This is a genomic window from Parendozoicomonas callyspongiae, assembly GCF_023502345.1.
Classification (GTDB): domain Bacteria; phylum Pseudomonadota; class Gammaproteobacteria; order Pseudomonadales; family Endozoicomonadaceae; genus Sansalvadorimonas; species Sansalvadorimonas callyspongiae.
In genome coordinates, this window is sequence record NZ_JAMFLX010000019.1 from 1 (window position 1) to 24630 (window position 24630).

Below are 24630 nucleotides of genomic sequence, written 5' to 3' on the forward strand. Positions count from 1 at the left end.
GACTGTGACCACGCAGGACACTGTTAAGACAGACACGTCAACAGATGCTATCCAGACAACACCGGAGGCTGATAGCCAGAAGTTCGCCCAGGAGTTTGTCCAGGCGAAGACCGATGACGAGCGTGAAGCGATTAAGCGCAGGTACCAGCTCGATAAAACTTACCCAGCCAAGAAGCCAGTCGTAGCGTCTAATAAAGTTGAGACTGTGACTACGCAGGACACTGTTAAGACAGACACGTCAACAGATGCTATCCAGGCAACACCGGAGGCTGACAGTCAGAAGTTCGCCCAGGAGTTTGCCCTGGCGAAGACCGATGACGAGCGTGAAGCGGTTAAGCATAAGTATCAGCTTGATAAAACCTACCCAGTAAAGGATTCGGTTGTTACTCCATCTGCTGGGCACTTCGCATCGGGTGAAGGACGAAAGAGTAGCTCTGAGGCGAGAGGGTTTGGTAGACGAAAGAATAATGCTGACGGTGCAACTAACTCTCAGCAGAGTCAGTCTGCTGCTACCGAAGCGACTCCAGAGTCAGGCAGCATGCAGTTTGCTAAAGAGTTTGCCCAGGCGACAAATGATGCCGAGCGCGAGGCGGTTAAGAAAAAGTATCAGCTCGACGAAACCTACCCAACAGAGAAGCCGGTTGCGCGCAACCAGCAAGTGGATGCAGAAGAGAGCGGCTCAGAGGATGGCGATACCCCTCCAGGGCACCATACCTCCAAGAATGGTAAAAACAGCGATTCCTCTCAGCGGAATGCCTGGAATAGAAAAGGCAATGGTAAAACTGAGAATGAAAATGAAGAGGAGGTTGAATCCGAATCTGAGTCTGAAAACCCTGAAACCGGTAGTGGTCATAAGAACTCTGAAGGTTCCAGAAACCGTAAGGCGCAGTCTGAAGCTCTGATAGCTTCAAAGCCTGAGCCAGAGTTCGATCGCGAGATGGTTGCGGCTATGGTGGCAACACCTGTCGAGATTCGCAACAATGCAACCATGCAGCTGTTCTCCGGCCATCATCAGATGATCAGTGGCTTCCGCAATGGCAGCAAGGCTCGTGGCGCAGCTATCGCCAGGGAAGATATGGACGAGGTTAAGCGCTCAGTGAATGGCGGTATGAACCTCCATGTTGGCGGAATCTACAGTTATATGCGTGCCAATGGCAGCCGCTCTAATGTCGATCTGAGCAACGGTCTGCCCGGTTACAAGGGTAAGGGCTTCGGTTTTGAAGCCGGTGTCTTCCATGTGGTTGATACAGAACTTCTGGCCGGCCTGATGTTGAGTGGTCAGCATAACCATGCTTCCTTCAAGAAGTCTGGTGGCAGCGTGGATATTGATACTGTTCGCCTGGGGCCATTCATGTCCTGGAAGCGCGGCAACTTCCACATTGATGCTGCGCTGACTGTTGGACACAGCCAGGTTTCTGCCAAGGGTCACGACAAGATCTCTGGTGAGAAGTATAAGGGTGAGAATGGTATTACAGACTGGGCTGGCTGGATCGGCACTGGCTATGATATCCACCTTGACAACTTTGTACCGGGGCTGACAGTGACACCAATGGCTGAGTTCCTGTACATCGACAGCCGTATCTCCGGTCTGAACCTGAAGAATCAGGATAAGACACGGGTGAAGGTGAAAGGTGGAAGCCGTCATGACCGTATCGATCGCTATGGCCTGATGATGAGCTATGTCGCTCCGGGCTCTAACGGTGATCTTGAGTTCCACGGTGGTGCTGGTATTCAGCATAACCACTTCGCATCTCACAAGGTCAACATGACACATGCGGATGGTACTCAGAGTGTGACCCAGAACCAGGAGAAGACGGATCGTCGTCTCAACTGGGTCAGCCTGGGAATGAGCCAGAAGCTGGGCCAAGACAAGAAGATCTCGTTTGATCTGGAAAGCACCAGTGGCAAGCACTCTCGCAGCTACGGCGCTTCAGCAACATTCGAGTACAAGTTCAAGTAATACGCTCTGAACGAAGCGTGAAAAAAACGGAAGCTTTAGGGCTTCCGTTTTTTTATGCCTTGCTGATACCGGTTAAATGACCCGGGAGAAACGCTGCTCAGTCTGGGCTTTCAGATACTGGTCAAACACCATGCAAATATTGCGGATCAGCAGACGTCCCCGTGGCAGAACCTTAAGAGACTGCTCATCCAGTTCCAGCAGGCCATCTTCCTGCATAACTTTCAGCTGTTCCAGTTCCGGGCGGAAAGTGTCGAGGAAGTTGATATCCAGATCATTTTCCAAAGAGTGGAAATCCAGCTTGAAGTCACAGATCAGGCGACGGATAACATGGGAGCGCATCATATCTTCATCGGTGCTTTGCAGGCCACGGTAGGTCGGCAGCTGACCGTTATTAATGCGCTGGGTGTAGTTATCCATATCAGGGAAGTTCTGGGCAAAGACATTGCCCACCTGGCTGATGGAGGATACGCCCATGGCGATCAGATCACAGTGACCATGAGTGGTATAACCCTGGAAGTTACGGTGCAGAACGCCTTCTTCCTGAGCCATGGCCAGATCATCATCCGGCAGGGCAAAGTGGTCCATACCGATGTAAACATAGCCGGCATCCAGCAGTCGGGCTGTTGTCTCTTCCATCATGCGCAGTTTTTCCGCTGGTGATGGCAGGTCGTTACTGTTGATGCGACGCTGGGGTTTGAAGCGATGCGGCAGGTGTGCATAGTTAAAAACGGAGAGACGGTCGGGATGAAGCTGGATTACCTTCTCAACAGTGTTCATAAAGCTGCTGACAGACTGGAATGGCAGGCCGTAGATCAGGTCGAGGTTGATAGACTTGAAGTTTAAAGCCCGGGAGGCATCAATCAGGTCTTCGGTCAGTGAGATTGGCTGAATGCGATTGACTGCTGTCTGTACGCGAACATCAAAGTCCTGCACGCCAAGGCTGATTCTGTTGAAGCCCAGTTCGCGCAGTGCGCCCATGGTGCTCCAGTCAGCTTCGCGAGGGTCAATCTCGATGGAGTAATCAGAATCATCATCATGAACCAGACGGAAATATTTCTCGGCAGCGTGCATCAGCTGCTTCATCTGGTCATCGTTAAGAAATGTAGGTGTGCCACCGCCCAGATGGAGTTGCTGAACAGGGGCGTGGCGGCCAAAAAGTTCAGACTGCATGGCCATTTCCTGAATCAGCAGTTCCAGGTAAGGCTCAGCCTTGCTGCGATGTTTGGTAACGATCTTGTTGCAGCCGCAGTAGTAGCAGACCGTGTCGCAGAACGGAATATGAAAATACAGCGACAGGGGTTTTGATGGATCTCTGCTGGCGACTGCCTTGTTATACAGGCTTTGGTCAAAATCACCTGTAAACTGCACGGCTGTCGGGTACGACGTGTAGCGTGGGCCGGGCTGATCGTAACGTCGAATCAGACTGGTATCCCAGATGAGTGAGTTATTCATGGTTCGGCCCTGAAGTTTACCTAAAGCGATCTTCTTATTATCTGACTAAAAAATGCGCTAATTGCACAAAATACTAATTGACAGTCTACTAAAAAAAGATGTAGCGGCACTTGATGTGTATCAACGGAGTGCTGACAAAACAGGATGTGTGAAATCCGCCCGGCAACCCATAAGATAGGACAGGCATAAGAAAACAGGAGGAAAAAAATCACTTATTGAGGTGAGCTTGCTTCCTCAGAGCATTTTGCATGAAAGCCAGGGGCACCACAATATACACAAAGGGGTATATTTTCTTGTTGTGCGTGTGAAGTTTCGGGTAAGGGATTCATCCGGCATTGCCGGATGAATCGAAAGGGGAAAACCAGAACCAAAACCGAAGCAAAAACCTGATCAGGCTTCTTCTGTTTCCCAGTATTTCTCACGGATATCAACTTTGCGGATCTTACCGGCCCCGGTAGTTGGGAACGGATCTTCCTGGAACTCGACACTGCGTGGACATTTGTAACCTGCAATCCAGTCACGACAGTGTTCGATCAGTTCGTCTTCATCAATCTGGGCATCTGGCATCAGTCGTACAATAGCGTGAACTTTTTCACCCCACTGTTCACAGGGCACACCAATCACAACTACTTCATGAACGGCATCATGGCGGGCGACTGCATTCTCGACTTCAACCGAGAAAACATTCTCACCACCGGTAATAATCATATCTTTTACCCGGTCTACCAGGTAGAGATAGCCGTCATCATCCAGATAACCGGCGTCACCGGTATAAACCCAGCCATCTTTTAGGGCCTTGGCTGTTTCTTCGGGTTTGTTCCAGTAGCCAAGCATCTTATTAGGGCCGCGGGCAACAATCTCGCCAATCTGGCCCGTTGCCAGAGTGTTCCCGTCCTCGTCGGCAATTTTGATATCAGCACAGATAACAGCCTGCCCTGCAGAGCGCAGACGGTGAGGATTATCACCATCCGGGTCATGGTCTTCCGGTCTCATAATGGATATCAGCGGAGCCATTTCACTTTGACCATAGGCCTGGAAGAAGTCGACATGGCCCATTTTTTCCATAGCCAGTCGCAGTGTGGCTTCGGTAATTGGAGAGGCGCCGTAGACAATCTTCTTCAGGGAGCTGAGATCACCATTATCAAGAGCAGGATCGGCCAGCATCATGGAGATCATGGTTGGTACCAGCAGGGTGACCGTAATGTTGTTGGCTTCAACGGCTTTAACCACACCCTCTGGGCTAAATGCCGGAATAAACACATGGCTGGCACCCGTCATGGTTGAAGCCATGGATATAGCAATATCAGCCATATGGAACATCGGAGCAGCGTGCAGATAACGGGACGTCTGTTGAATTTCCAGAGACATTGATGCGGTAATACTGCTGGTCCAGATGGCCTTATGAGAAATCATTACGCCCTTGGGGAAGCCTGTTGTTCCACCGGTATAGAAAATGCCAGCGAGAGTATCATCATCTGCTTCGTACTCATCAGCAGGTGGCACCAGTGGTGCTGTCAGCTCATTGATCCCGATAGTCCCTTCGGGAGTTTCATTTTCGCCAATGTAGATCAGCGTGACCTCATGGCTGCTCTGACTGGCAATATCCTTTGCTGAAGCCAGGAAAGCATCATCCACTGCCAGGAAATGGCTGCCTGAATCTTCAAGAGCATAGATATTTTCTTTCACATTCCAGCGAATATTGAGAGGAACAAGCACAGCACCCATCCAGGGAACGGCAAAGAATGTTTCGTAGTAGTAATCCGAGTTTAGAGCTAGAACGGCCACTCTTTCCCCAGGCTTCACTCCCAGCCCAATTAATCCGGTAGCATAACGGGCGATACGGTCGCGGGTCTCGCGGAACGTACGCCGGCGCTTACCGTTCTGGGTCGAGATATTATTGGGCTGAGTCTGGGCGTTGCGGGTAATTGCCTTGGTCAGGCGCATGGAACATCTCCGCTGTCTTTTGTTATTTTTATCAAGCTTTGAATATGGCTTTTTTATATTTGTTTTTAAAGCCAGGGTGAATCCTAAAAAAGAAGGACACAAGAAACAACTTTTAATGTGTCGTTTGAATCAAATGACTACCTGGTTTTGAAGTTTTATGTTTATTTTTATTTGTCCATCTTCTTTCGAGGCGCATCAAAGTAATTGAGTCCTCCTTGTCGATGACCGGCTTTGATGCTGAGTCCCTGTGTACTGAGGAGGGCTCGAAGGAACTCAGTCATAGTTTTTAAGCCTGAGCCTGTAATGATTTCTGATAGAAGATCCGGTTTACACCTTTTTGGGGAAAACCGGTATACATGCCAACATTTTCAAAGCCCAGGTTTTCATAGAACCTGGGTGCCTGGAATGAGTAAGTATCCAGGAACAGATCCGTGACTCCTATCTCCTTTGCCTTGGCCTCTACTTGATTCATCAACTGACTACCTAGATGCTGATGGCGATGCGCCTCAGAGACCCAGAGGTACTTGATAAACAGGGTGTTGGAGTATTGCATGCCATAAAGCCCGGCAATAATTTCTTCATTATTATCCCTGACGAACCAGGCTGGTTTTTGTTCTTTAAGATCCGGGCAGAACTGATCGTTGAAGGCTTTCAGGCCGTCATAGAGTGCATCAACGTCTTTCTCATCCGGTGAGAGGGTGAAGTCAAACTGCATTGGTAATTCCTTTTGGATTCTGTTTATTGCGATATGTATTTGGTCAGGAAAGAGGGCGTACTATTTTCTGAATCAGGTCAGCATACAGGCCGAAGTCTGTATAAAGATGATCGCTGCCTTCAATGGTATAAAGAGAACAAATCTGATGCCAGAGTTTTTGTTTCCGGGTTGGCATCGGGTAAAAACACTACCTTGATAAGTGCTTTCATAGAGGAAATAACCTAAGCAAACATATGTTCCTGTGACCGACTGGGTGAAGATTATCTCAGACCCTTCTTCAAATTTTGATCTTTAACCCGCTAGCAGGATAAAGCCGTACAGTTACGTATTCGGAGTGTCAGGATTACCATGAAAAAGATAGCTTTTGGTTTTAATTGCTGACACATTCCTTAATCTGTAAACAGGTTCTAATAACTCATTTTTGAAATTTTCCCATACACCTTTAGATCCTTCTACTACAGTTACCCATGCACGTTGTCGTGCAAGTTCTGATGTGATGGAGGTACCCAATGTCCAAGAAGTCAAATCAGGCATCAAATATCAGTAACGCAAATAAAAGCAGTTCCGGTCAAACGCAGGATCAACAGAAAGGATCCCAGTTTAACCCCAACCAGGGGCAAGGGCAGCACCAGGGCCATAATCGTCAGAAAGGGAAGAAGTGACCCTTCTGTCAGCAGCGGGTGTCATACCCGCTGCTTTCAACAGGAGTGCACTTTTGAAAAGAGAGCTTCTCTACAAAGATAAAGAACATGTCACAAAATGCTTTTGTTGAGAATAAAGTTTTTGTGACGCTCACCTTCAAACTCAAACCATGTTAATACCCACTTCTTTAAAGTGATGTTTCTGGTAAACCCCCCGAGTCCGAGTGTTTTCATGATAAACAAGCAGCCATAAATCCCTGTGTTGTTTCTCTTTGCAGTAATTAATGCAGGCTTCTGTCAGTTCCGCACCAATTCCCTGTCCGGTAAACCTGTTCTATACATACAGCTTATCCAGCTTTACACCATTGATTGCACTTATTCTATTAATCCAGCACAAGGGGCTGTTGTATTTAACAGGGCATAACCAAGCAGGTGTTCATCCCGGATATACAACAGGTAGTGATAGTTCTCTGCACGAATAATTTCGGCAGTCTTCTGTTCTGTACATGTTGACAGCACGTAGCGTGCGATACTGTCACGAATACCACTGTAGACATAGGTTTCAAGCCATACCTGGATAGACAGCGCAGAAATACTGGCACTGTCTTCTATTGTTGCGGTTCTGATCATTTTATTTGTTAGATTTACAGATCTTTTATGCGGGCCATATGGTAGACATTGGCGTACTGACCATTTCTAAAGGCGTAGACGACAGACTCTCCCTCAATCTCGGCGACTTTCAAGGAAGATGTCGCCTCAACTTACGCAGCTAAATCACAATGCTGCTGATTATCTGACCGCTCAGGGTTAAGCCAGCCCTCCGCTGGCAACTGCCAGTTTCTGGTGTCACGGCTTCCCCATCGCTCAGGGTGTTGCTCTTTCGCTTTACGATAAACATCTTCACGTCTCATAACCTTCTTCTGGTCTTGCCCTGTATGCCTGTCCCGTGGCGTCTGAAACTTGATACCACTGTGCTTATGCTCCAGGTTGTACCAGTTGACGAACCCATGCACCCACTCTCTGGCTGATTCCAGACTGGCGAAGTGGTTCGGATACCCCGGGCGATACTTCATTTATGTATTGTTTTTGTTATCTGGGTCACTGTTGGCCGTAGCTTAATTGCTATGTTGCATGGGCATTTGATCATTCTGATGCTGCATGGTGCCAGCATCATGGTTCGTCTTGCTATTGCCATGCTGCATCTGGTGAGAGCCACCAAAATCAAAGGTTTTCATCACCCACATCTGGTGTGGCCCGGGGATCGTCCAGATACCGAAAAGAATCACCAGAATCGCGGCGCCGGAACGGAATACTTTGCTTTGGAACAAAGCCTGCATCTGTTGGGCCAGCAGGCCGGTGGCAAACATAATGGGCACTGTGCCCACACCAAAGGCGAACATCAGCGTTGCAGATTGCAGCGCATCAGAACTGGCAGCAGCCCAGACCAGCGTGCTATACACCAGGCCGCAGGGCAGCCAGCCCCAGATCAGTCCGGCCATAATAGCTTTGCCGGGGTTATGGATAGGCAGCATGCTGGAAGCTTTGGGTTGAATCTTGCTCCAGATACCATGGCCCATTTTTTCCAGTCTGGTCAGACCCATCCACCATCCACCAATATAAAGCCCCATGGCAATCAGCATAATGCCGGCAAAGATTCTTAAAGCGATACTGGTTTCCCGGCTAAAGCCACCAATAAACCAGCCCAGTAAACCCATCAACAGGCCGATAATGGCATAGCTGGTGATCCGGCCAAGGTTGTAGCCAAAAATTATGGAAAGGTTATGCAGTGACCATCTGTTCTCATCTGGTCGGTGCAGGCTCAGTGCTGCCATAATGCCACCACACATGCCAACGCAGTGTCCGGCCCCCAGTAATCCCAGCAAAAAAGCTGCTGTCAGGCTTAATTCGGTCATGGCTTTATTCCTTATGCCTGGTGTTTTCGGAGTTATGTTCCTGTTTAGTGTTATCGTCCTTGTTTTTTTTCGAGGGTTCTTCAAAAAGAATGCTGTGGGCAGGGCCCTCAAGGTCGTCGAACTGTCCATTATCGACGGCCCAGAAAAATATCCCCACGGCAATAACAATAAAAAGCACAGCTAAAGGAATCAGGATATACAAACTGCTCATTAACCGGTTCCTTTCTCTACAGCACCATCCGTGCCTATGGAATTTGTTGGCTTTTCAACCTCTGTTGTGGAAGTGATGACACGCTTACCATTTTCACGTTTAGTATTAGAGAGCCTCAGTGCATTACCCACCACAACCAGTGAGCTGGCCGACATGCCAATCGCAGCCATCCACGGTGCCAGCAGACCCATAGCGGCCAGCGGCAAAGCCAGCAGGTTATAACAGATGGCCCAGACAGTATTCTCATGAATAATCCGGTTGGTCTGTACTGCCTTGTCAAAAGCATCCAGCAGCCGGTTCAAATCACCGGCCATCAGCAAGGCATCTGCATGTGTACAGGCCAGATCGGAAGCTGTATTCATGGCAACGGAGATATCTGCTCCTGCCAGAACAGGGATATCATTAATACCATCCCCCACCATCAGTACACGGGCTCCGGTTTCCTGAAGCTGACGCACATAATCAAGCTTGTCGTCAGGAGAGGCCATGCCCCGGCTGGAATCAATATTCAGCTCGCCGGCAACCCTGTTGACCACGCCAAGGTTGTCACCACTCAGTAGATCAACCTTCAAGCCACGCTTTTGCAGTTTGCTGATAACACCCGCAGCTTCCGGACGAATGGTGTCGTCCATGCCGAACCAGGCCTGGGGTTGCTGATTGCAGCTCAACATCAGCCAGGTGGTATCAATATCCGGTAGTGTGGCGGTGGTGTTGGGGCTGGCGAAGGACGGTTTGCCTATACGCCAGATGTTGTCACCAATCTTACCTTCCAGCCCCTGGGCGGTGATGTTGCGTACATCTTTTACTTCCAGAGTGGAGGAGGGAAAAGCCTTGGCGATCGGGTGCTCGGAATGGGATTCCAGTGCCGCAGCAATATCCAGCAGCGCCTGTTTATCCATTTCGGCGTTGATAATTTTCATCTCGCGGATGTTCAGCTCACCACGGGTCAGGGTGCCGGTCTTATCAAAAATAACATGCGTCACCTGCGGCAGGCCTTCCAGTACATGACCGTGGCTGATCAAGAAACCTTTCGACTGCAAGTAACCAGTCACTACCGTCAGCGCAGTAGGTGTGGCAAGGGAAAGTGCACAGGGGCAGGTGGCAACCAGCACAGACAGAACAATCCAGAAAGCGTCGTCCGGTTTGGTCTGATACCAGAAGACGTAAATAGCCACTGCGAAAATCAACACAGCAGAAACAAAGTAACTGGCAATCCGGTCAGCCATACGGGCAATAGCGGGTTTGTCGCTCTGGGCCTGTTCCAGCAGGCGGGCAATGGCAGACAAACGGGTCGACTGACCAACCTGGGTCACACGAATATCCAGTGCGTTTTCAGTATTGATTGTCCCCGCCGTCACAGTATCACCGGGGCGGCGCACCACAGGTAAGTGCTCACCAGTCAGGGCTGATTCATTTATGCTGCTGGTGCCGTGTATTATCGAACCGTCGGCAGGAATGCTGTCACCCGGCAGTACCCGAATCTTATCTCCAGGCTGAAGATCGGCCGGAGGAACACGTTCACAGGAGCCGTCATCTTTTACCTTGAAGCAGCTTTCCGGGAGTAACTGGTGCAGGCTGCGTGATGAGTGGCTGGTTTTATGGCGCGCTCGCATCTCCAGGTAACGGCCGGTCAGCAGGAAGAAAGTAAACATACTGACCGAGTCAAAGTACACATCTGCCGAACCGACAATCGTTCCCCAGATACTGGCAACATAAGCGCCACCAATGGCCAGAGAAACCGGAACATCCATGCCCGGATGCAGATTCTTGAGATCGCGCCAGGCTGCACTGAAGAAGGGCCGGGCAGCATAGAAAACAACAGGTGTCGCAATCAGGGCACTGATCCAGCGGATAAAGTCCCGGTACTCCACCTCCATATCCTGCATGCCACCGGCATAGAGGGCGATGGCGTACATCATGACCTGCATGGCGCCGATTCCGGCTACGGCAAGCTGACGTATAAAACGGCGGTTCTCCTGCTCAAGAAGGGCGGTCTGTTTCTCCTGCCGCCAGGGGTGAGCTTTATAACCGACGAACAGCACGGCAGCCATCAGCTCACTGATTTTGGTTTCCTCAGGGTTCCAGGTCAGGGTGGCGGTATGCTGGGTGAGGTTAACACTCACTGACTCAACGCCTTCAAGCTGGGAGAGGTGGTGTTCCAGCAGCCAGACACAGGCGGAACAGGTGATACCCTCGATCAGCAGTTTGGTTTCACGGTTATTATCAGACAGTGTGCGGGTAAAGCTGGACTGAAGGTCATCGCGGTCATAGAGCTGGTATTCAGCTAAAAGTACGGAGCCTTCAGCGGTTAATTGAAGGTTATCTTCGGCCTGCTGGGCGGGTTGCGTTCGATACTGGTAGTAGTTGTCGAGGCCGCTGGCGGCGATAGCTGTGGCAACAGCCTGGCAGCCGGGGCAGCACATGGGTTGTTGAACCCCCTCAATCTCTGCAAAAAACTTTGGCTCTCCAGTTATTGGCAGATGACAGTGATAGCATCGCTCACTCATAGGCTCTTATTTCTACAGCTTCATCGGGTGCGAAGTTGACTTCGCGGTTCAGGCGCCAGCCTCCCTGGTACCCTTCCTCAGGCACCATAACATCCAGTGTTTCCAGCTGAACGAAATAGCGGCCAGTAGGAAGAGCGGCAGGCTGACCTGTATATTGTTCTGCAATGGCAGGGGACTGAATCAGGGCAACAGTCTGCTTCTCAGCCGCAGGAGCCGCAGGCAGCAGCTTCAGCCGCAGCTGCTGGGGCCAATCTTTTACGGCGCCCTGAAGATTGGCATAAACCTTGCCTGAGTCGCTCTTGAAGGCAATCTCGGCACTGATATCCAGTTCCCTGGCGGTTTTATCACGGGTCAGATCCTGGTTGATTGCTTTACCCACCTTGTAGTAATCATCAACCACCACTTCATCCGCATGCTTAATGGCTGTAGTTACCTGGATCGCACCCCAGCAGAAAGTAACAACGAGAACGCCCACGATGTACCAGGCCCAGGGCTCCTGGTACCAGTGGGTAAAGCGGTCATCGTCGTTCATTGAATGATGAGACGCTGTTTGGTTGGAGGAGCGTGTCATGGAGCAGACCTCGGAGACAGGAAGCGGCTTTCTGCACTGGCACTCACCGGATCAGACCCATCCAGCGGTACAGTAACAATGGAAAATTCAATATCGGTGTTGGTGGCACCGGTCAGATGTTCAGGAGCCACAGAGAGACGCAATGGCAGGCTGGCACCTTCCCCGGCAGGAACATCAATGGCAGTGCGGCCTGCCAGAATGGCATTAGGCAAGCCCTCAACAGTCACGTTCAGTGAGACAGCTTTCTGGGTTTTGTTCACCAGCTTCAAGGTGTAGATATTCTCGATATTCCCAGAACTGTTCAGGGTATAGAGCGCCTGCCTGTCGCGCAGCACTTCAAGTTCAAGAGAGGAACGATGAGTCAGGGCATAGGTGAAGGCGCTGATAATGACGCACAGAACCGTGAAATAACCAATCAGACGTGGGCGCAGCAGGTGGGGTTTGTTCCCTTCCACTTCGCTTTCACTGGTATAGCGGATCAGGCCCTTGTCGTAACCCATCTTGTCCATAATGCCATCACAGGCATCGGCACAGGCACCGCAGCTGATGCATTCATACTGTAGGCCATCACGAATATCAATACCGGTAGGGCAGACATGTACACAAAGTTTGCAGTCTATGCAGTCACCCAGTCCGACCTCTTTCGGATCAACACTGCGCTTACGGGGGCCACGGCTTTCACCGCGTTTATCATCATAATGAACGGTCAGCGTGTCCTTGTCGTACATAACGCTTTGGAAGCGGGCGTACGGGCACATATAAATGCAGACCTGTTCCCGCAGCCAGCCGGCATTGCCATAGGTTGCAAGGGTAAAGAAACCAACCCAGAAACTTGCCCAGGGTGAAGCATCAAAAGCAATCAGGTCTGTTATCAGCTCCCGGATCGGGGTGAAATAACCGACAAAGGTAATGGCTGTAGCCAGGGCAATAGCCAGCCATAAAAGATGTTTGGCGAGTTTGCGCAGGAACTTCTCTGCGCTCATGGGATTCTTGTCCAGACGCATCCGTTTGTTACGGTCGCCTTCGGTGACTTTCTCAGCCCACATAAACACCCAGGTAAACACACTCTGCGGGCAGGCGTAACCACACCATATCCGCCCGGCCAGTACCGTGATAAAGAACAGCCCGAAAGCGGCAATCATCAGCATGGCGGAGAGAAGGATAAAGTCCTGGGGCAGAAAGGTTTCCCCAAAGATATAGAAATGGCGGGTGGGAATATCCCAGAGTACGGCCTGGCGGTCACCCCACTGCAGCCAGACGGTACCGAAGAACAGCAGAAACAGCAGGCTGCCGCCATAAAGACGAAGATTGCGGTAAAAGCCGGCAAAGGCCCGGGTATAAATCTTTTCCCGTCGTTTATATAGACTGACGGTTTCGATGATATCCGGTTCATTCCCTTGGGGCTGGCTGCCCTGAGGCTTGTTTTCAGGCTGTGTGTGTGGATTGCTCACAGGTTGCGATCCTCGCTATGGTCTTGCCATGAGTACCCGGTGATATGTGTGTGAATAGAGCCGGATACTTACCTGCGGTGGGAAATACTCCCGCCACCTTGGCGACAACATGGGGCGGGGTATCGGCCGGCTTCTGTTGCCATAGCCCAGGGTTGATACCACATAACCCGTTATCGATATATTACGACCCCCTGGCTACTGTGAAGCAGAACCAGGGGGTAGGTCTTTTACACTAACTACACGAAATCGTAGTCGTTACTTCTTGTCTTTTGTCAGGCTGTAAACATAGCCGGTAACAAGGTGAACCTTGTCCTTGCCCAGTACATCCTTCCAGGGAGGCATAACGCCGTTACGACCCTTACGCACGGTGTATTCAACCTGGGCCTGGCTGCTGCCAAAGAGCCAGACATCGTCGGTCAGATTTGGGGCACCGAACAGTTTGTTACCCTTGCCATCAGCACCGTGGCAGACGGCACAGGTTGTATCGTAAGCGGTCTTGCCTGCCTGCAGCTCCTTGGATGTTGCACCGGTGTCGATACCACTCAGGCTGCGGGCATACAGGGAGACATTACGAACGCCTTTTTCACCCAGAACCGGCCCCCAGGCAGGCATCTGGCCGGTACGGCCGTCAAGAACAGTTGTTTCGATCTCGTCAGCCGAGCCACCCCAAACCCAGTCATCATCAGTCAGGCTTGGGAAGCCAAAGGTACCGCCGGCATCACTGCCATGGCACAGGGCGCAGTTATTCAGGAAGATCCGCTTACCCATATTGAGAGCCTGTGGCTCACTCTGCAGCTCTTCGATGCTCATATTGGCATACTTGCTGAACAGGGGCTGGAACTGTTCCTTATGCTTGGCCTGATCACCTTCAAGCTCGCCGATAGACGTCCATCCCAGAATACCGTCAAACTTGCCGGGGAAGATGCCAGGGTAGAGTACAAAGTAGATCCCACCAAAAATCAGCGTGGCCAGGAACAGCCCGATCCACCACATGGGCATGGGGTTATCGTATTCAACAATGCCATCAAACTCATGGCCAACCGTTTCTTCAGTGGTGTTCTTACGCTGAATCTTCCAGGTCGCAAACAGGATAAAGATCACCAGTCCCAGGCAGGCCAGTGTCAGTATCAGAACCCAGCCACTCCAAAAACTAGACATGTGGTGACTCCTTCTTGTTATTCGTTCCTAGCTCAGGGCTGCTCAAACCGCGCTCAGGGCCGCTTGGTCTGGCTGTAGCCGTACCGGATATCTGGTCATCTGCAAACGGCAGGTTTGCAGCTTCGTCAAAGTCAGCACGCTTGCGGTCACTGTAGGCCCACATGACCACGGCGAAGAACGCGATCATGCAGAAGACTGTGGCCAGGCCGCGCAGGGTGTTGATATCAAATTCCATATCTTTCCCCTAGCGCTTCTGCGTTAACGCAGTGCCGAGACCCTGCAGGTACGCAATCAGGGCATCCATTTCGGTCTTGCCGCGAACGTCCTCTGAGGCACTGGCGATATCTTCGGCAGTGTAGGGAACACCCAGAACACTCAGGGCTTCCATCTTCTTCGGAGTGATGCTCTCGTCAATAACGTTATCCATCAGGTGTGGATAGGCCGGCATAATGGAGGCCGGAACCACATCCCGTGGGTTATACAGGTGAGCGCGGTGCCACTCGTCGGAGTAACGCTGGCCAACACGGGCCAGGTCAGGGCCGGTGCGCTTGGAGCCCCACAGGAAGGGGTAGTCATACACAGACTCACCAGCCACGGAGTAATGACCATAGCGTTCCACTTCAGCGCGTAGGGGGCGGATCATCTGTGAATGACAGCCGACACAGCCTTCTTTGATGTAAACGTCACGGCCTTCCAGCTGCAGCGCGGTATAAGGTTTCAGACCTTCAACCGGCTCAGTGGTCTGCTTGATATTAAAGAGCGGAACAATTTCGACCAGACCCCCGAAGCTGATGCCAAGGACGATCAGGACAATCATCAAGCCTATATTTTTTTCTACTGTTTCGTGATTGAACATGTCCTTTTCCCCTTACGCCATCTTCGCTGCAGCTGTGGCTTCGTCAGGCTTGGCTTCTCTGATGGTCTGCCAGACGTTGTAAAGCATGACAAACATACCGATGACGAAGATGCCACCGCCGATCATGCGGACGATGTAGCCATAGCTACTGGCCTGTACGGATTCAATAAAGCTGTACTGCAGTGTGCCGTCGACGTTGGTGGCCTGCCACATCAGACCCTGGGTAATGCCGTTAACCCACAGGGCAACGATGTAGAGCACGGTACCGATGGTGGACAGCCAGAAGTGCGTGTTGATCAGCGGAATGCTGTACATTTCTGTCTTGCCCCACAGACGTGGAATCAGGTGGTACAGGGCACCGATAGAAACCATGGCAACCCAACCCAGTGCGCCGGAATGTACGTGGCCGATAGTCCAGTCGGTATAGTGAGAGAGAGCGTTCACTGTCTTGATAGACATCATTGGGCCTTCAAAGGTAGACATACCGTAGAAGGACAGGGAGACGACCAGGAATCGCAGGATCGGGTCAGTACGCAGTTTGTGCCATGCACCGGAGAGAGTCATCACACCGTTGATCATGCCGCCCCAGGATGGTGCCAGCAGGATCAGGGACATAATCATACCCAGGCTCTGTGCCCAGTCAGGCAGTGCGGTGTAGTGCAGATGGTGAGGGCCGGCCCAGATGTAAATCGCGATCAGAGCCCAGAAGTGCACGATAGACAGGCGGTAGGAGTAAACCGGACGCTCGGCCTGCTTCGGTACGAAGTAGTACATCATTCCCAGGAAACCGGCAGTCAGGAAGAAGCCTACTGCATTATGGCCATACCACCACTGGATCATGGCATCCATGGCACCGGCATAGGCGGAGTAGGATTTGAATGCAGTGACCGGGATTTCAGCATTGTTTACCAGGTGCAGCACGGCGATGGTGACGATGAATGCACCATAGAACCAGTTGGCTACATATATATGTTTGGTCTTACGCTTCATTATGGTGCCAAAGAAGACAATCGCGTAAACCACCCAGACGACAGTGATCAGAATGTCGATGGGCCACTCCAGTTCTGCGTATTCTTTGGAAGACGTGATACCAAGAGGCAGGGTAATCGCTGCCAGAACGATGATCAGGTTCCAGCCCCAGAATGTAAACGCTGCAAGAGCGTCAGAGAACAGCCTGGCCTGGCACGTCCTTTGCACTACATAATAGGATGTTGCAAACAGCGCACAGCCACCAAAGGCAAAGATGACGGCGTTGGTATGCAGCGGCCTTAGGCGGCCAAAGGTCAGGTAAGGTTCAAAATTCAGTTCGGGAAAGACCAGCTGGGCGGCGATCAAGAGCCCTACTACCATTCCGACAATGCCCCAAATCACCGTCATCACGGCAAACTGGCGAACCACTTTGTAATTGTAATGTGTGTCCGTTGCGTTGCTCATATCGCGATCCAAGATTGCGGTTATACGTACAAACCGAGAGAAGTATGTAAAGATCGAAAGAATGCAACATTGACGCAGGTCAATATACGGGTAATCCGCAGGCAACTTCGAACCTATGAATACGCCTCACCGGCTCCTGGCTTGCTGTAAAAAATATTATCTAGTTGTTTACCATGGAAATAACTTTTCCATCCCTCCGGGATAGAAAGAGATATTTCCCGCTCATGGCTGCTCGCGTGTGGAAAATACGCCCCTGTCTTCGGCTCTAGGACGGGGCGGCTCCCGTGGTGGCGCAATCATACCAGAATGTTGGTATTAATACGCAAGGGCGAAATGGTAGTAACCGTATTTTTTTTGGGGTTTTTATCCGATAGGTAAAACTGCACGTCCATATTGTTCATTAATGACCTCTGCTACTGATAGATACATGGCGCTGGCCCCGCAGATAATTCCCTCATAACCCGCAAATGTGCCGATTGATGTTGACCCGGTAAAGTCCCGCATTGCCAGTAAGAAAAACAGCAGTGTCAGTGATGCGAAAACAAACTGCAGCACACGGGGTTTGTTGAATGTGCCAAAGAACATGCACAGGGTGAAGATTCCCCAGAGCAACAGGTACCAGCCCATGTAATCAGCCGGTGTCGCCTGGGCCAGGGGAATATCGGAAGAGGGGAACAACAGCAGGGCGACCAGGCTGATCCAGAACAGGCCGTAAGAGGTGAAAGCTGTAGTACCAAAAGTGTTACCTTTACGGAACTCCATGATACCTGCAATCACCTGTGCGACCCCGCCGTAACACAATCCCATGGCCAGGATCATGCCGGTGATAGGAAAAAAACCGGCATTATGAATATTCAGCAGAACCGTGGTCATGCCAAAGCCCATCAAACCCAGTGGAGCAGGGTTGGACAGATTGTCTTCAGACATTTGTGAACTCCCGTATTTTGTGCGTTGGTGGTTGCTGTCATTGTTTGGCGGGAGTTGATATAGACCAACTGCGCATGAAATGCCCTTCCCGTTTACCCCTAACCACTCTCCGTGATCTTTTCTTGGAAACAGGTTTGGGTTCGAGGTTTAATGGAGCAAAGGTCTTCAAGTTGTATGGCAAGTTATATGGAAAGAGGAATGGATAAGTATCTGTGGAACCGTTCAGAGCAGGAACGAGCAATCCTGATTCTTGCTCATGGTGCAGGAGCACCGATGGATCACGCCTTTTTGAATGAAGTGGCTGAGTTGTTTGCAGAGCAGGGCATCACGGTAGTTCGTTTTGAATTCCCTTACATGGCTGAAAGAAGAACAACAGGTAAAAAACGACCACCGGATCGTGCTCAAAAACTACTCACCTGCTGGCAGGAGGTGATCGCTGATATTCAGTCGCAGATTGACGATGTCCCTCTCTATATAGGAGGGAAATCCATGGGTGGGCGTATGGCAACTTTGCTGGCAGCTGAAGAAAAGCTGGCAGGTATAAAAGGAGTGGTTTGTCTGGGTTATCCCTTCTATGCCATTGGGAAGCCAGAGAAGCCTAGAACTGAGCATCTGGAATCTATCGGGGTTCCGGTTTTGATTGCTCAGGGCGAGCGGGATGCTATGGGTAATCGGGAAGCGGTGAAAGAATACTCACTATCAGAGAGTATTGAGGTTCACTGGCTTGAAGATGGTAATCACGACCTTAAGCCCAGAAAGGCGTCTAACTGGACTCACCAGCAACATCTCTTTACTGTTGTCCAGGTTGTTTTAAACTGGATAGAGAGCTGATGGAAGTGCCGGCTATTGAGTTGGCCCGCTCCAACACTTCCTCCATGGATTCTGGACGTTGCGCGGGATCAATAGCCAGACATTCAATGGCCAGCCTCCGAAAGAGTTCAAGCTTTTTACTTTGAGGTGTGCCTGATGGGCCTAATCGCTTATCTATGGCTATGATAGATTCCAGTGATGTAAATGTTCGCGGTTTTTCTTTGGATTTGTCTGGCCATCTCAGGTGCTTACAACTGTCGGGGCACATATGAAATGCACAATTTGGGTGGTTACTCCACCCTCGCCAGTTGTACTTCCCCTGCAGGAGATTGAGCAAAACCTTACCCCAGCCGTATATATCACTTTTAGGGGTTGTGATTGTGCCATAGAAAAGCTCTGGTGCCAGCTGGAGGTCACCGTCCTTCAGCTCACGGTTAACATAAACGCCTTGAAACGGTTGGCTGTGTTGAGCTGACTGGCTGCCTGAAGCATTGGGGTTTGGTTGTCCTTCTGCTTTTAAGCGTCCAAAATCAGATATCCAGATATGATTGTTATCAGCCAGAAGAATGTTGCCTGCTGTCAGATCCCGGTGAACAAGTTGGAGAGAATGCAGGTAGATTAACCCGTTGGCAACTTGCTGGCAGATGTCTAGACGCTGGTTCCAGACCATGGCTGTTCTTTCTATTTGCATATTTATCAGAATGGTGCCTAGAGATTCTCTGGCCCTTGGAAAGAGCAGAAATGTTTGGTCTTTAAGGAATGCATAGCCGGGACATGGCAGAATATTGTCATGGTGGAATCCAAACTGTTGCCGGGCTTCTTCCAGAAGGTTGCTGGCTCCAGTCAGCTTCAGATTGGTTTTTACAACGAATTTATTTGCTGATTTCTTAACTGGTCCTTTAGCAGGGACAACGCTTCCAAATGCCCCCCTCCACTCGGACTCGAATTTTTCTCCGTCACTTATGGCTTTTATTGAACGGGTCAAGATATTAACGAGCTGTGTTTTGGAATATATGTGGTAAGGACGACACTGCAATAATACTTTGGTTTTTCGTTTGGGTGTATTTCTGCCTCTGTTCAAAGGATTCGACAGCATCGAGTAGGTTAAGCTCAGTTGATTCCCTTCAGGGTAAAGAGGCGTACATCTACTTTTCTTTGTGTCGGGGGGCTTTATGTCTTTATCCTGGCCGTAGCCAGAAAACTCCCCGGGATATATCCTTTTAGTATGTGACCGTAAGACCATGTTGACTCTGCTTGCTTGCTGATTTGTTCCTTTAGATGGCATCTGTCAAAGAGTATTTCAGACAGTGTTGACAGGTATGGTTTGAATCGCTGACAGGAAGGTTAGTGCTCTGAAAGTATGGCAACACTTTGATGGCACTTGATAGTGAGAAAACTTAAAATACGCGCCATTTTTGATATTGCTATTGGCTCTGATTTTTACCTATGTCGCGCAATCATCTTTTGCTCTATTGCCGTTCCGGTTTCGAATCTGATCTGGCAGCTGAAATCCAGGAAAAAGCCGCTTCTGCCGGTATCTATGGCTATGTCAAAACCCAGAAGAATAGCGCTGGCTGGCGGTACAAGATGCTTTGGGGATGATGGAAGAGTGGGCTGATGAGTATGATATCAGGCTCCAGCTTCGCTGCCGTCAGCTCTACCATGACAGTGAAGAAGTGACTGTTCACGTTGTACGGTTAGACTAACGACTTCTATTTCCGGGGCGCTGTCCCCGGACTTTTTCCCTCTCATCATCCCTTCGCTGTTCTTTTCACTTGATAATCACTGAAAGAATAATAAGTTGGTTATGCGCTGGTAGTCTACATTATCCCCACCTTATTCAAGGGCGTTTCAGGGTTTAAAATCAAGGTTTGGGTAAATAGTCCTTTGTTTACTGCGTTATTGCGATGGCTGCTGGATTCAAATAATAAGTGCTGTCAGTCTTCACTTGCTCTTGCTTTTTTTACAGTCTTTTCTCTGGCCGGGTATGGAGATGATGACTGGTTTACAACACGTGTTGCCAAAGGTATGCATGCAATGGTGTGGTATGGCGAGACTGAGGAAGAGGAGCTTCATGCTAATGTGGAAATATTGAGGGAGTTGCTGAAAGACTACAGGGCATCGTCTCCTTACTATATACCTTCCCTCTTTGCTGATATTCATGCACTGCTATTGCAAAACGCAGATCTGCTGAGTGACAAGGATTTCAGGTGGCTGTTATCCCATAAAAAAGAACTTGAAAAGGCAGCCAATGTTACTCTGGGAGATGTTATTGAGTGGCGAAGAGTTCCCCCCGAAGTATCGAAAAAGAAAAAGAAAAAAAAGAAGCACGAAAAGAACGTACGTGAACTGAAAGCGGTGGAAGCCGATGAGGAAGTTCCTTTGGATATAGCATCTCAAACTTTACGGGAACAGCCTGATAAGTGGTTTGATAGGCTTAGGGGCGAGATAAAACAGTGCAGGAATCCTGAAAAGTTGGAAGAGACTGTCGAGCTCCAGAGAGAAGCTCATGAGTCTTTGGAAAAACTTGATCGGAAGCTGTATGAATCATTGCAAAGGTTTATTCAAAAGCATAGGCATGAGTTGACCGAGAGACGGTTCGGGCATCTCAATCACCACGATCGTAAACACTACCTGAAAGAGCTTGATGGCTTTCTGCAAAAGCATCATTTGGTCAAGGTTGATGTCCCTGGCGATGATAACTGTATCCCATCAGTCCTGGCCGAGCAGCTGACCCATCGCAGTGCTTCCAATCATCAATACACCTCGCAAGAAGTACGTCGTCATCTTGCGGATCATTACCAGTCGCTTCAGAGCAATGACCCTCAACATATCCTGGTTGCTGTTCTTGGGGACTGGGGGCAGGAAAATATCGGTGAAGATAAATCCTGGATGGACGTACAGCCCACTTTGATGCTGGCCGCTGATCGTTATCAATACCCCGTTATCCATGTTTATCCCAGGGGGCGTTCGCCTGTGGTGGAAACCTACTGGCCAAATAGTCATGCGCTGGTTTCTCGCCATCCATTCCAGCAGGCTCTGATTATCATCCATAACGGTTATGGCCATTATGATGCTGCAATATATAAACCGGACAGAAGCAGATCAGAGCACAAACCCCATAAAAAGCGCGAGTCATCTTCAAAGCGGTCAATCATCATTCAAGAGCCTGTTCATGCTACAAGCCACAAGGATCCACAGCAGGTTGATCAACTTAAGAGAGAAGCGGAAGCGTATTTAAAACAGGCATTGAACCTGTCGGTGGATTCTTCTTTTGAGCACGAACTGGTAAGAGTGTCCATCCCAGATGATTTTGGTCAGGGGGACACGGATGACTGGTTGGATTTACTTGAGGCAACCAGTTCATCAGCAGGCATAGTACCGGCCTCTGGAAACAGCACTGTTATTGCAGAGGAATCCGAGAACGATCCAGAATTCGATGCTGCCCTGGAGAGCTTGAAACAGCGGCTGGCTGCCTTTGAGAAGGGAGAAAAATCAGAAGAAGATGGTCTTGAAAGTCTTTATTTGCTTCTGGAGCAGAGTCGAGGCCGGACAATGGATCTTCCTTTGCTAATGAAGGATATGGGAGGAGATACTGATTTGCAGATAGTCGCTCCCGGTGATGTTCGGTTGAATCATGGTTTTTTTTCTGTTCTCTGTGAGCTGATCGGGCAGGGAACTGCAGGGGTAATGAGACGTCAGCAGCGCTCTGCCATGCAATGTAAACATGGTCTGCAGTCCGGGATGAAACTGCTTCAGGAGGATAATTATTTATGGGACACGATCAATATCCTGTATACCGGGCTGCAGTGGGCTGAGCTGTTTCAGCACCCTGATATCTGGACCAGCCTGGGTTCTGATTCTGACCCGCTATGGAATCGTCCTGAAATTTTCTGGCTGCTGGCAATGCACTTGGGAAGAGATATTATTATTTCCCTACCTACTGAAGATAAATGCTCAGGCATTGTTTATTCGCCCTCGTCTGCGCCTCAAGTCTTGCATTATAAACAGCTTGCTGAAGCCGCTGGACAATTACATAGAGGGCATTCGTCTCCGTTGATGATGGCATATGATGGATTCTGCTGGTCGGCTATTCAGTTGAAAGCCGAAGAAGGCGGTCAAGAAGCAGAAAAAGACGTCGAGGATATCGACGCTGAACTTGAGCGTGATACTGATACTGGTCAGTTATTGCATCTTCTGGATGAGGAAAGCCAAGAACATAGGGCAAAGTCGAAAACAGTTAGCATGACACCATCCAGCAGCACTTTATTAAAAAAAGATTTCAGGAAGAATATCCAAAAAGTCATTCGGTTGCATTGTAATCAGCAGTGGGACGGTGTTGTGCGTTTGCTTAAAAAGGATGTTCATAAATTTCCGCGAATATTCCGGGTCACGGCTCGATATTATCTGGCACAAGCCTATTTGAAGCTGAAAAATAAAGAAAAGTTTCTAGAGCAGTTTGAAAAATTGCAAAATGCTGTGTCTATGGATGATCTGGAAGGACGACTCAAGGTTATCATCCTTAAGAAATCAGGTGAGGGTTATCTGCGTAGGTTAAAGCTGTCCCAGGCTATTGAAGATTTGGATGACATGCCCATAGAAGGTCCGCGGTCTTATATTCTGCATCTTGCCAGGATTTATGAAATAAAATTCTCTGCTTATCTGAAAGCAATTGGTTGTCTGCAAAAGTATCTCGACCACCATAAACATGATTGGCAGGTTGCCCTCAGTATTAATGTTTTGATTCAAAAAATTAAAGACCGAAGTAGACGTGATCAGCTTTTTTCCGAGCTCGCTCCGGTTTTAACACAGCTTCATCAGCGCAATCCGGGCAATCACAGTATTACCATTGCCTATGCCATAAACTGTGCTCAGCAGGGAATGTGGTCAAGGGGAATTGAGGCACTGGAACAAGCCGGGCTTGAAAATATTAAGGTTTTGGAAGCCTGGCTATCGCTGGTATTGAGAAGTGAAGAAAACGCTGAGCACTTTGACAAGGCTTACCAGTATCTGACCCCGGTTTATAAAAAGACTCCGATTCTGCAAAAAATGTGGCTGCGTTTACACTCTTATGAACGCGACCCTGAAAAGGTAAAAGTCATACTCCCAGAGGCTGTTGTAATGGTTAATGCTTCCCGAGGCAGCAAGCATTACTATGCCAACTTGATCTCTTTGCAGAAGTTCTATGTCACCTTGAACTACGCATTCCAGCTGGATGAACTATCTCACATGATGCGTCACAGACATCCAGGCAGGAGGCACTTTAATGAGACGGGAGTTATTATTCAGAATCTCTATTTAGGGAGATATAAAAAAGCCCAGAGACTTGCTGACCGTGCTGTCAAAAGCTGGCCAAAAGTTCCTCATATTTATGCTCTTCAGGCCCGGGCACATTCCAAAGCGCGAAGCCCTGATGCCGCAGAACTAATGAATGGGTTGGTGACATGGTTTCGTAGGAACCCCGTAAAACTCCGAAATCTGGCTATGGAAGTACAGCGTTATTATGAAGAAAAGGATGAGCTCCAAAAACAATATGAGATCTTGGTTGAAATTAACGATAATAATAAAAATTTTCAAACAGCCAGAAAGAAACTTGTTCATGTCGGGTTAAGGGCAGGAGATTACCTGAGTGACCAGCCTGATGCATATAGCAAAGCAGCCGACTGCTATCGTCGTTCGTTTGCTTGCAATCGCTCATCTGTCGATGGCTTGACTTCCGGTTATAAGGCGCTACTTCTCTATGCAAAAAGGAATGATAAAGAGAGATTTTGGGGTTTCGTGGAGTTGTTTGAGACGTGCAGAAATGAAAGTGAACTATGGAAAAAACACTGTCAACTTGGAAAAGATCCATTTATTGAGGAGCTGGACCAGTTCAAAAATTCAATATCGAGACCAGCTAATTTAAGGGGTTACCGCAAGCGCTGGCATATAACAGGCGATTAACATCTTTTTCCTATGGATTTCTTCGGTGTTAAAGTAGTTTAAAGAAGACAAAAAACAACAAATATAAGTTGCTGATAGCGAATGCGTTATTCGTCGAATACCAATTTCCAGTATTGTGCTGTCCGGTAAAATTGGCA

General features: G+C 49.4%; 21 protein-coding genes and 1 pseudogene. 5 read left to right on the forward strand and 17 right to left on the reverse strand.

What is annotated here, in order from left to right; all coding sequences use genetic code 11:
- Positions 1–1960 (forward strand): autotransporter domain-containing protein (locus M3P05_RS13805; protein WP_249700325.1); only part of this gene is annotated, 1960 nt, incomplete at its 5' end.
- Positions 1961–2032: 72 nt separating this feature from the next.
- On the opposite strand, the gene hemN is transcribed toward M3P05_RS13805, so the two are convergent.
- From hemN to M3P05_RS13820, 3 genes are all read right to left on the reverse strand, one after another.
- Entirely contained in the window at positions 2033–3412 is a 1380-nt protein-coding gene (gene hemN / locus M3P05_RS13810; protein WP_249700327.1) for an oxygen-independent coproporphyrinogen III oxidase, read from the reverse strand.
- A 390-nt stretch (positions 3413–3802) separates the two neighbouring features.
- Positions 3803–5356: a long-chain-fatty-acid--CoA ligase gene (locus M3P05_RS13815; RefSeq protein WP_249700328.1), complete on the reverse strand. Its 1554-nt coding sequence runs from the start codon at positions 5354–5356 to the stop codon at positions 3803–3805.
- Positions 5357–5642: 286 nt separating this feature from the next.
- Positions 5643–6071: a GNAT family N-acetyltransferase gene (locus M3P05_RS13820; protein ID WP_249700329.1), complete on the reverse strand. Its 429-nt coding sequence runs from the start codon at positions 6069–6071 to the stop codon at positions 5643–5645.
- A gap of 509 nt (positions 6072–6580) precedes the next feature.
- Between M3P05_RS13820 and M3P05_RS13825 the strand changes: the two genes are divergently transcribed.
- Positions 6581–6733, forward strand: coding sequence for a hypothetical protein (locus M3P05_RS13825; protein ID WP_249700330.1), 153 nt, complete (start codon positions 6581–6583; stop codon positions 6731–6733).
- 142 nt (positions 6734–6875) lie between these two features.
- On the opposite strand, the pseudogene M3P05_RS21250 reads toward M3P05_RS13825, so the two are convergent.
- From M3P05_RS21250 to M3P05_RS13885, 13 genes and pseudogenes are all read right to left on the reverse strand, one after another.
- Positions 6876–7031, reverse strand: a pseudogene (locus M3P05_RS21250) (GNAT family N-acetyltransferase); the annotation flags it as partial.
- 56 nt (positions 7032–7087) lie between these two features.
- Entirely contained in the window at positions 7088–7342 is a 255-nt protein-coding gene (locus M3P05_RS13830; protein WP_249700331.1) for a hypothetical protein, read from the reverse strand.
- Positions 7343–7473: 131 nt separating this feature from the next.
- On the reverse strand, positions 7474–7785 hold the full coding sequence (locus M3P05_RS13835; RefSeq protein WP_249700332.1) for a hypothetical protein: 312 nt from the start codon (positions 7783–7785) through the stop codon (positions 7474–7476).
- Between the two features lie 42 nt (positions 7786–7827).
- Complete coding sequence (locus M3P05_RS13840; RefSeq protein WP_249700333.1) at positions 7828–8625, reverse strand: sulfite exporter TauE/SafE family protein; 798 nt, start codon at positions 8623–8625, stop codon at positions 7828–7830.
- 4 nt (positions 8626–8629) lie between these two features.
- The gene (gene ccoS, locus M3P05_RS13845) at positions 8630–8836 is read right to left on the reverse strand and encodes a cbb3-type cytochrome oxidase assembly protein CcoS (protein WP_249700335.1); all 207 of its coding nucleotides are present in this window, start codon (positions 8834–8836) and stop codon (positions 8630–8632) included.
- Positions 8836–11343 (reverse strand): heavy metal translocating P-type ATPase, encoded by a 2508-nt coding sequence (locus M3P05_RS13850; RefSeq protein WP_249700336.1) that lies wholly within the window; start codon positions 11341–11343, stop codon positions 8836–8838. Before M3P05_RS13850 ends, ccoS begins: the two co-directional genes overlap by 1 nt.
- On the reverse strand, positions 11336–11914 hold the full coding sequence (locus M3P05_RS13855; RefSeq protein ID WP_249700337.1) for a FixH family protein: 579 nt from the start codon (positions 11912–11914) through the stop codon (positions 11336–11338). The genes M3P05_RS13850 and M3P05_RS13855 overlap by 8 nt, the downstream gene beginning before the upstream one ends.
- On the reverse strand, positions 11911–13365 hold the full coding sequence (gene ccoG, locus M3P05_RS13860) for a cytochrome c oxidase accessory protein CcoG (RefSeq protein ID WP_249700339.1): 1455 nt from the start codon (positions 13363–13365) through the stop codon (positions 11911–11913). The genes M3P05_RS13855 and ccoG overlap by 4 nt, the downstream gene beginning before the upstream one ends.
- Before the next feature lie 255 nt (positions 13366–13620).
- Positions 13621–14523: a cytochrome-c oxidase, cbb3-type subunit III gene (gene ccoP, locus M3P05_RS13865; RefSeq protein WP_249700340.1), complete on the reverse strand. Its 903-nt coding sequence runs from the start codon at positions 14521–14523 to the stop codon at positions 13621–13623.
- Positions 14516–14758 (reverse strand): cbb3-type cytochrome oxidase subunit 3, encoded by a 243-nt coding sequence (locus M3P05_RS13870; protein WP_249700342.1) that lies wholly within the window; start codon positions 14756–14758, stop codon positions 14516–14518. The genes ccoP and M3P05_RS13870 overlap by 8 nt, the downstream gene beginning before the upstream one ends.
- A gap of 9 nt (positions 14759–14767) precedes the next feature.
- On the reverse strand, positions 14768–15379 hold the full coding sequence (ccoO, locus tag M3P05_RS13875; RefSeq protein WP_249700343.1) for a cytochrome-c oxidase, cbb3-type subunit II: 612 nt from the start codon (positions 15377–15379) through the stop codon (positions 14768–14770).
- A gap of 12 nt (positions 15380–15391) precedes the next feature.
- Positions 15392–16813, reverse strand: a complete 1422-nt coding sequence (gene ccoN, locus M3P05_RS13880; protein ID WP_249700344.1) for a cytochrome-c oxidase, cbb3-type subunit I — start codon at positions 16811–16813, stop codon at positions 15392–15394.
- Positions 16814–17176: 363 nt separating this feature from the next.
- A complete protein-coding gene (locus tag M3P05_RS13885) occupies positions 17177–17740 on the reverse strand; it encodes an acetate uptake transporter (RefSeq protein WP_249700345.1) in 564 nt (187 codons plus the stop codon).
- Between the two features lie 198 nt (positions 17741–17938).
- Between M3P05_RS13885 and M3P05_RS13890 the strand changes: the two genes are divergently transcribed.
- On the forward strand, positions 17939–18571 hold the full coding sequence (locus tag M3P05_RS13890) for an alpha/beta hydrolase family protein (RefSeq protein ID WP_249700346.1): 633 nt from the start codon (positions 17939–17941) through the stop codon (positions 18569–18571).
- Here M3P05_RS13890 and M3P05_RS13895 read toward each other — a convergent pair.
- Positions 18531–19535 carry a protein kinase gene (locus M3P05_RS13895; protein ID WP_249700347.1) on the reverse strand — a complete coding sequence of 335 codons (1005 nt, stop codon included), beginning with the start codon at positions 19533–19535 and terminating at the stop codon, positions 18531–18533. The two genes, M3P05_RS13890 and M3P05_RS13895, sit on opposite strands and share 41 nt — an antisense overlap.
- Before the next feature lie 461 nt (positions 19536–19996).
- On the opposite strand from M3P05_RS13895, the gene M3P05_RS13900 reads away from it, so the two are divergent.
- Positions 19997–20152, forward strand: coding sequence for a hypothetical protein (locus M3P05_RS13900; protein WP_249700349.1), 156 nt, complete (start codon positions 19997–19999; stop codon positions 20150–20152).
- A 285-nt stretch (positions 20153–20437) separates the two neighbouring features.
- On the forward strand, positions 20438–24493 hold the full coding sequence (locus tag M3P05_RS13905) for an OTU domain-containing protein (RefSeq protein ID WP_249700351.1): 4056 nt from the start codon (positions 20438–20440) through the stop codon (positions 24491–24493).
- Positions 24494–24630 lie beyond the last annotated feature (137 nt).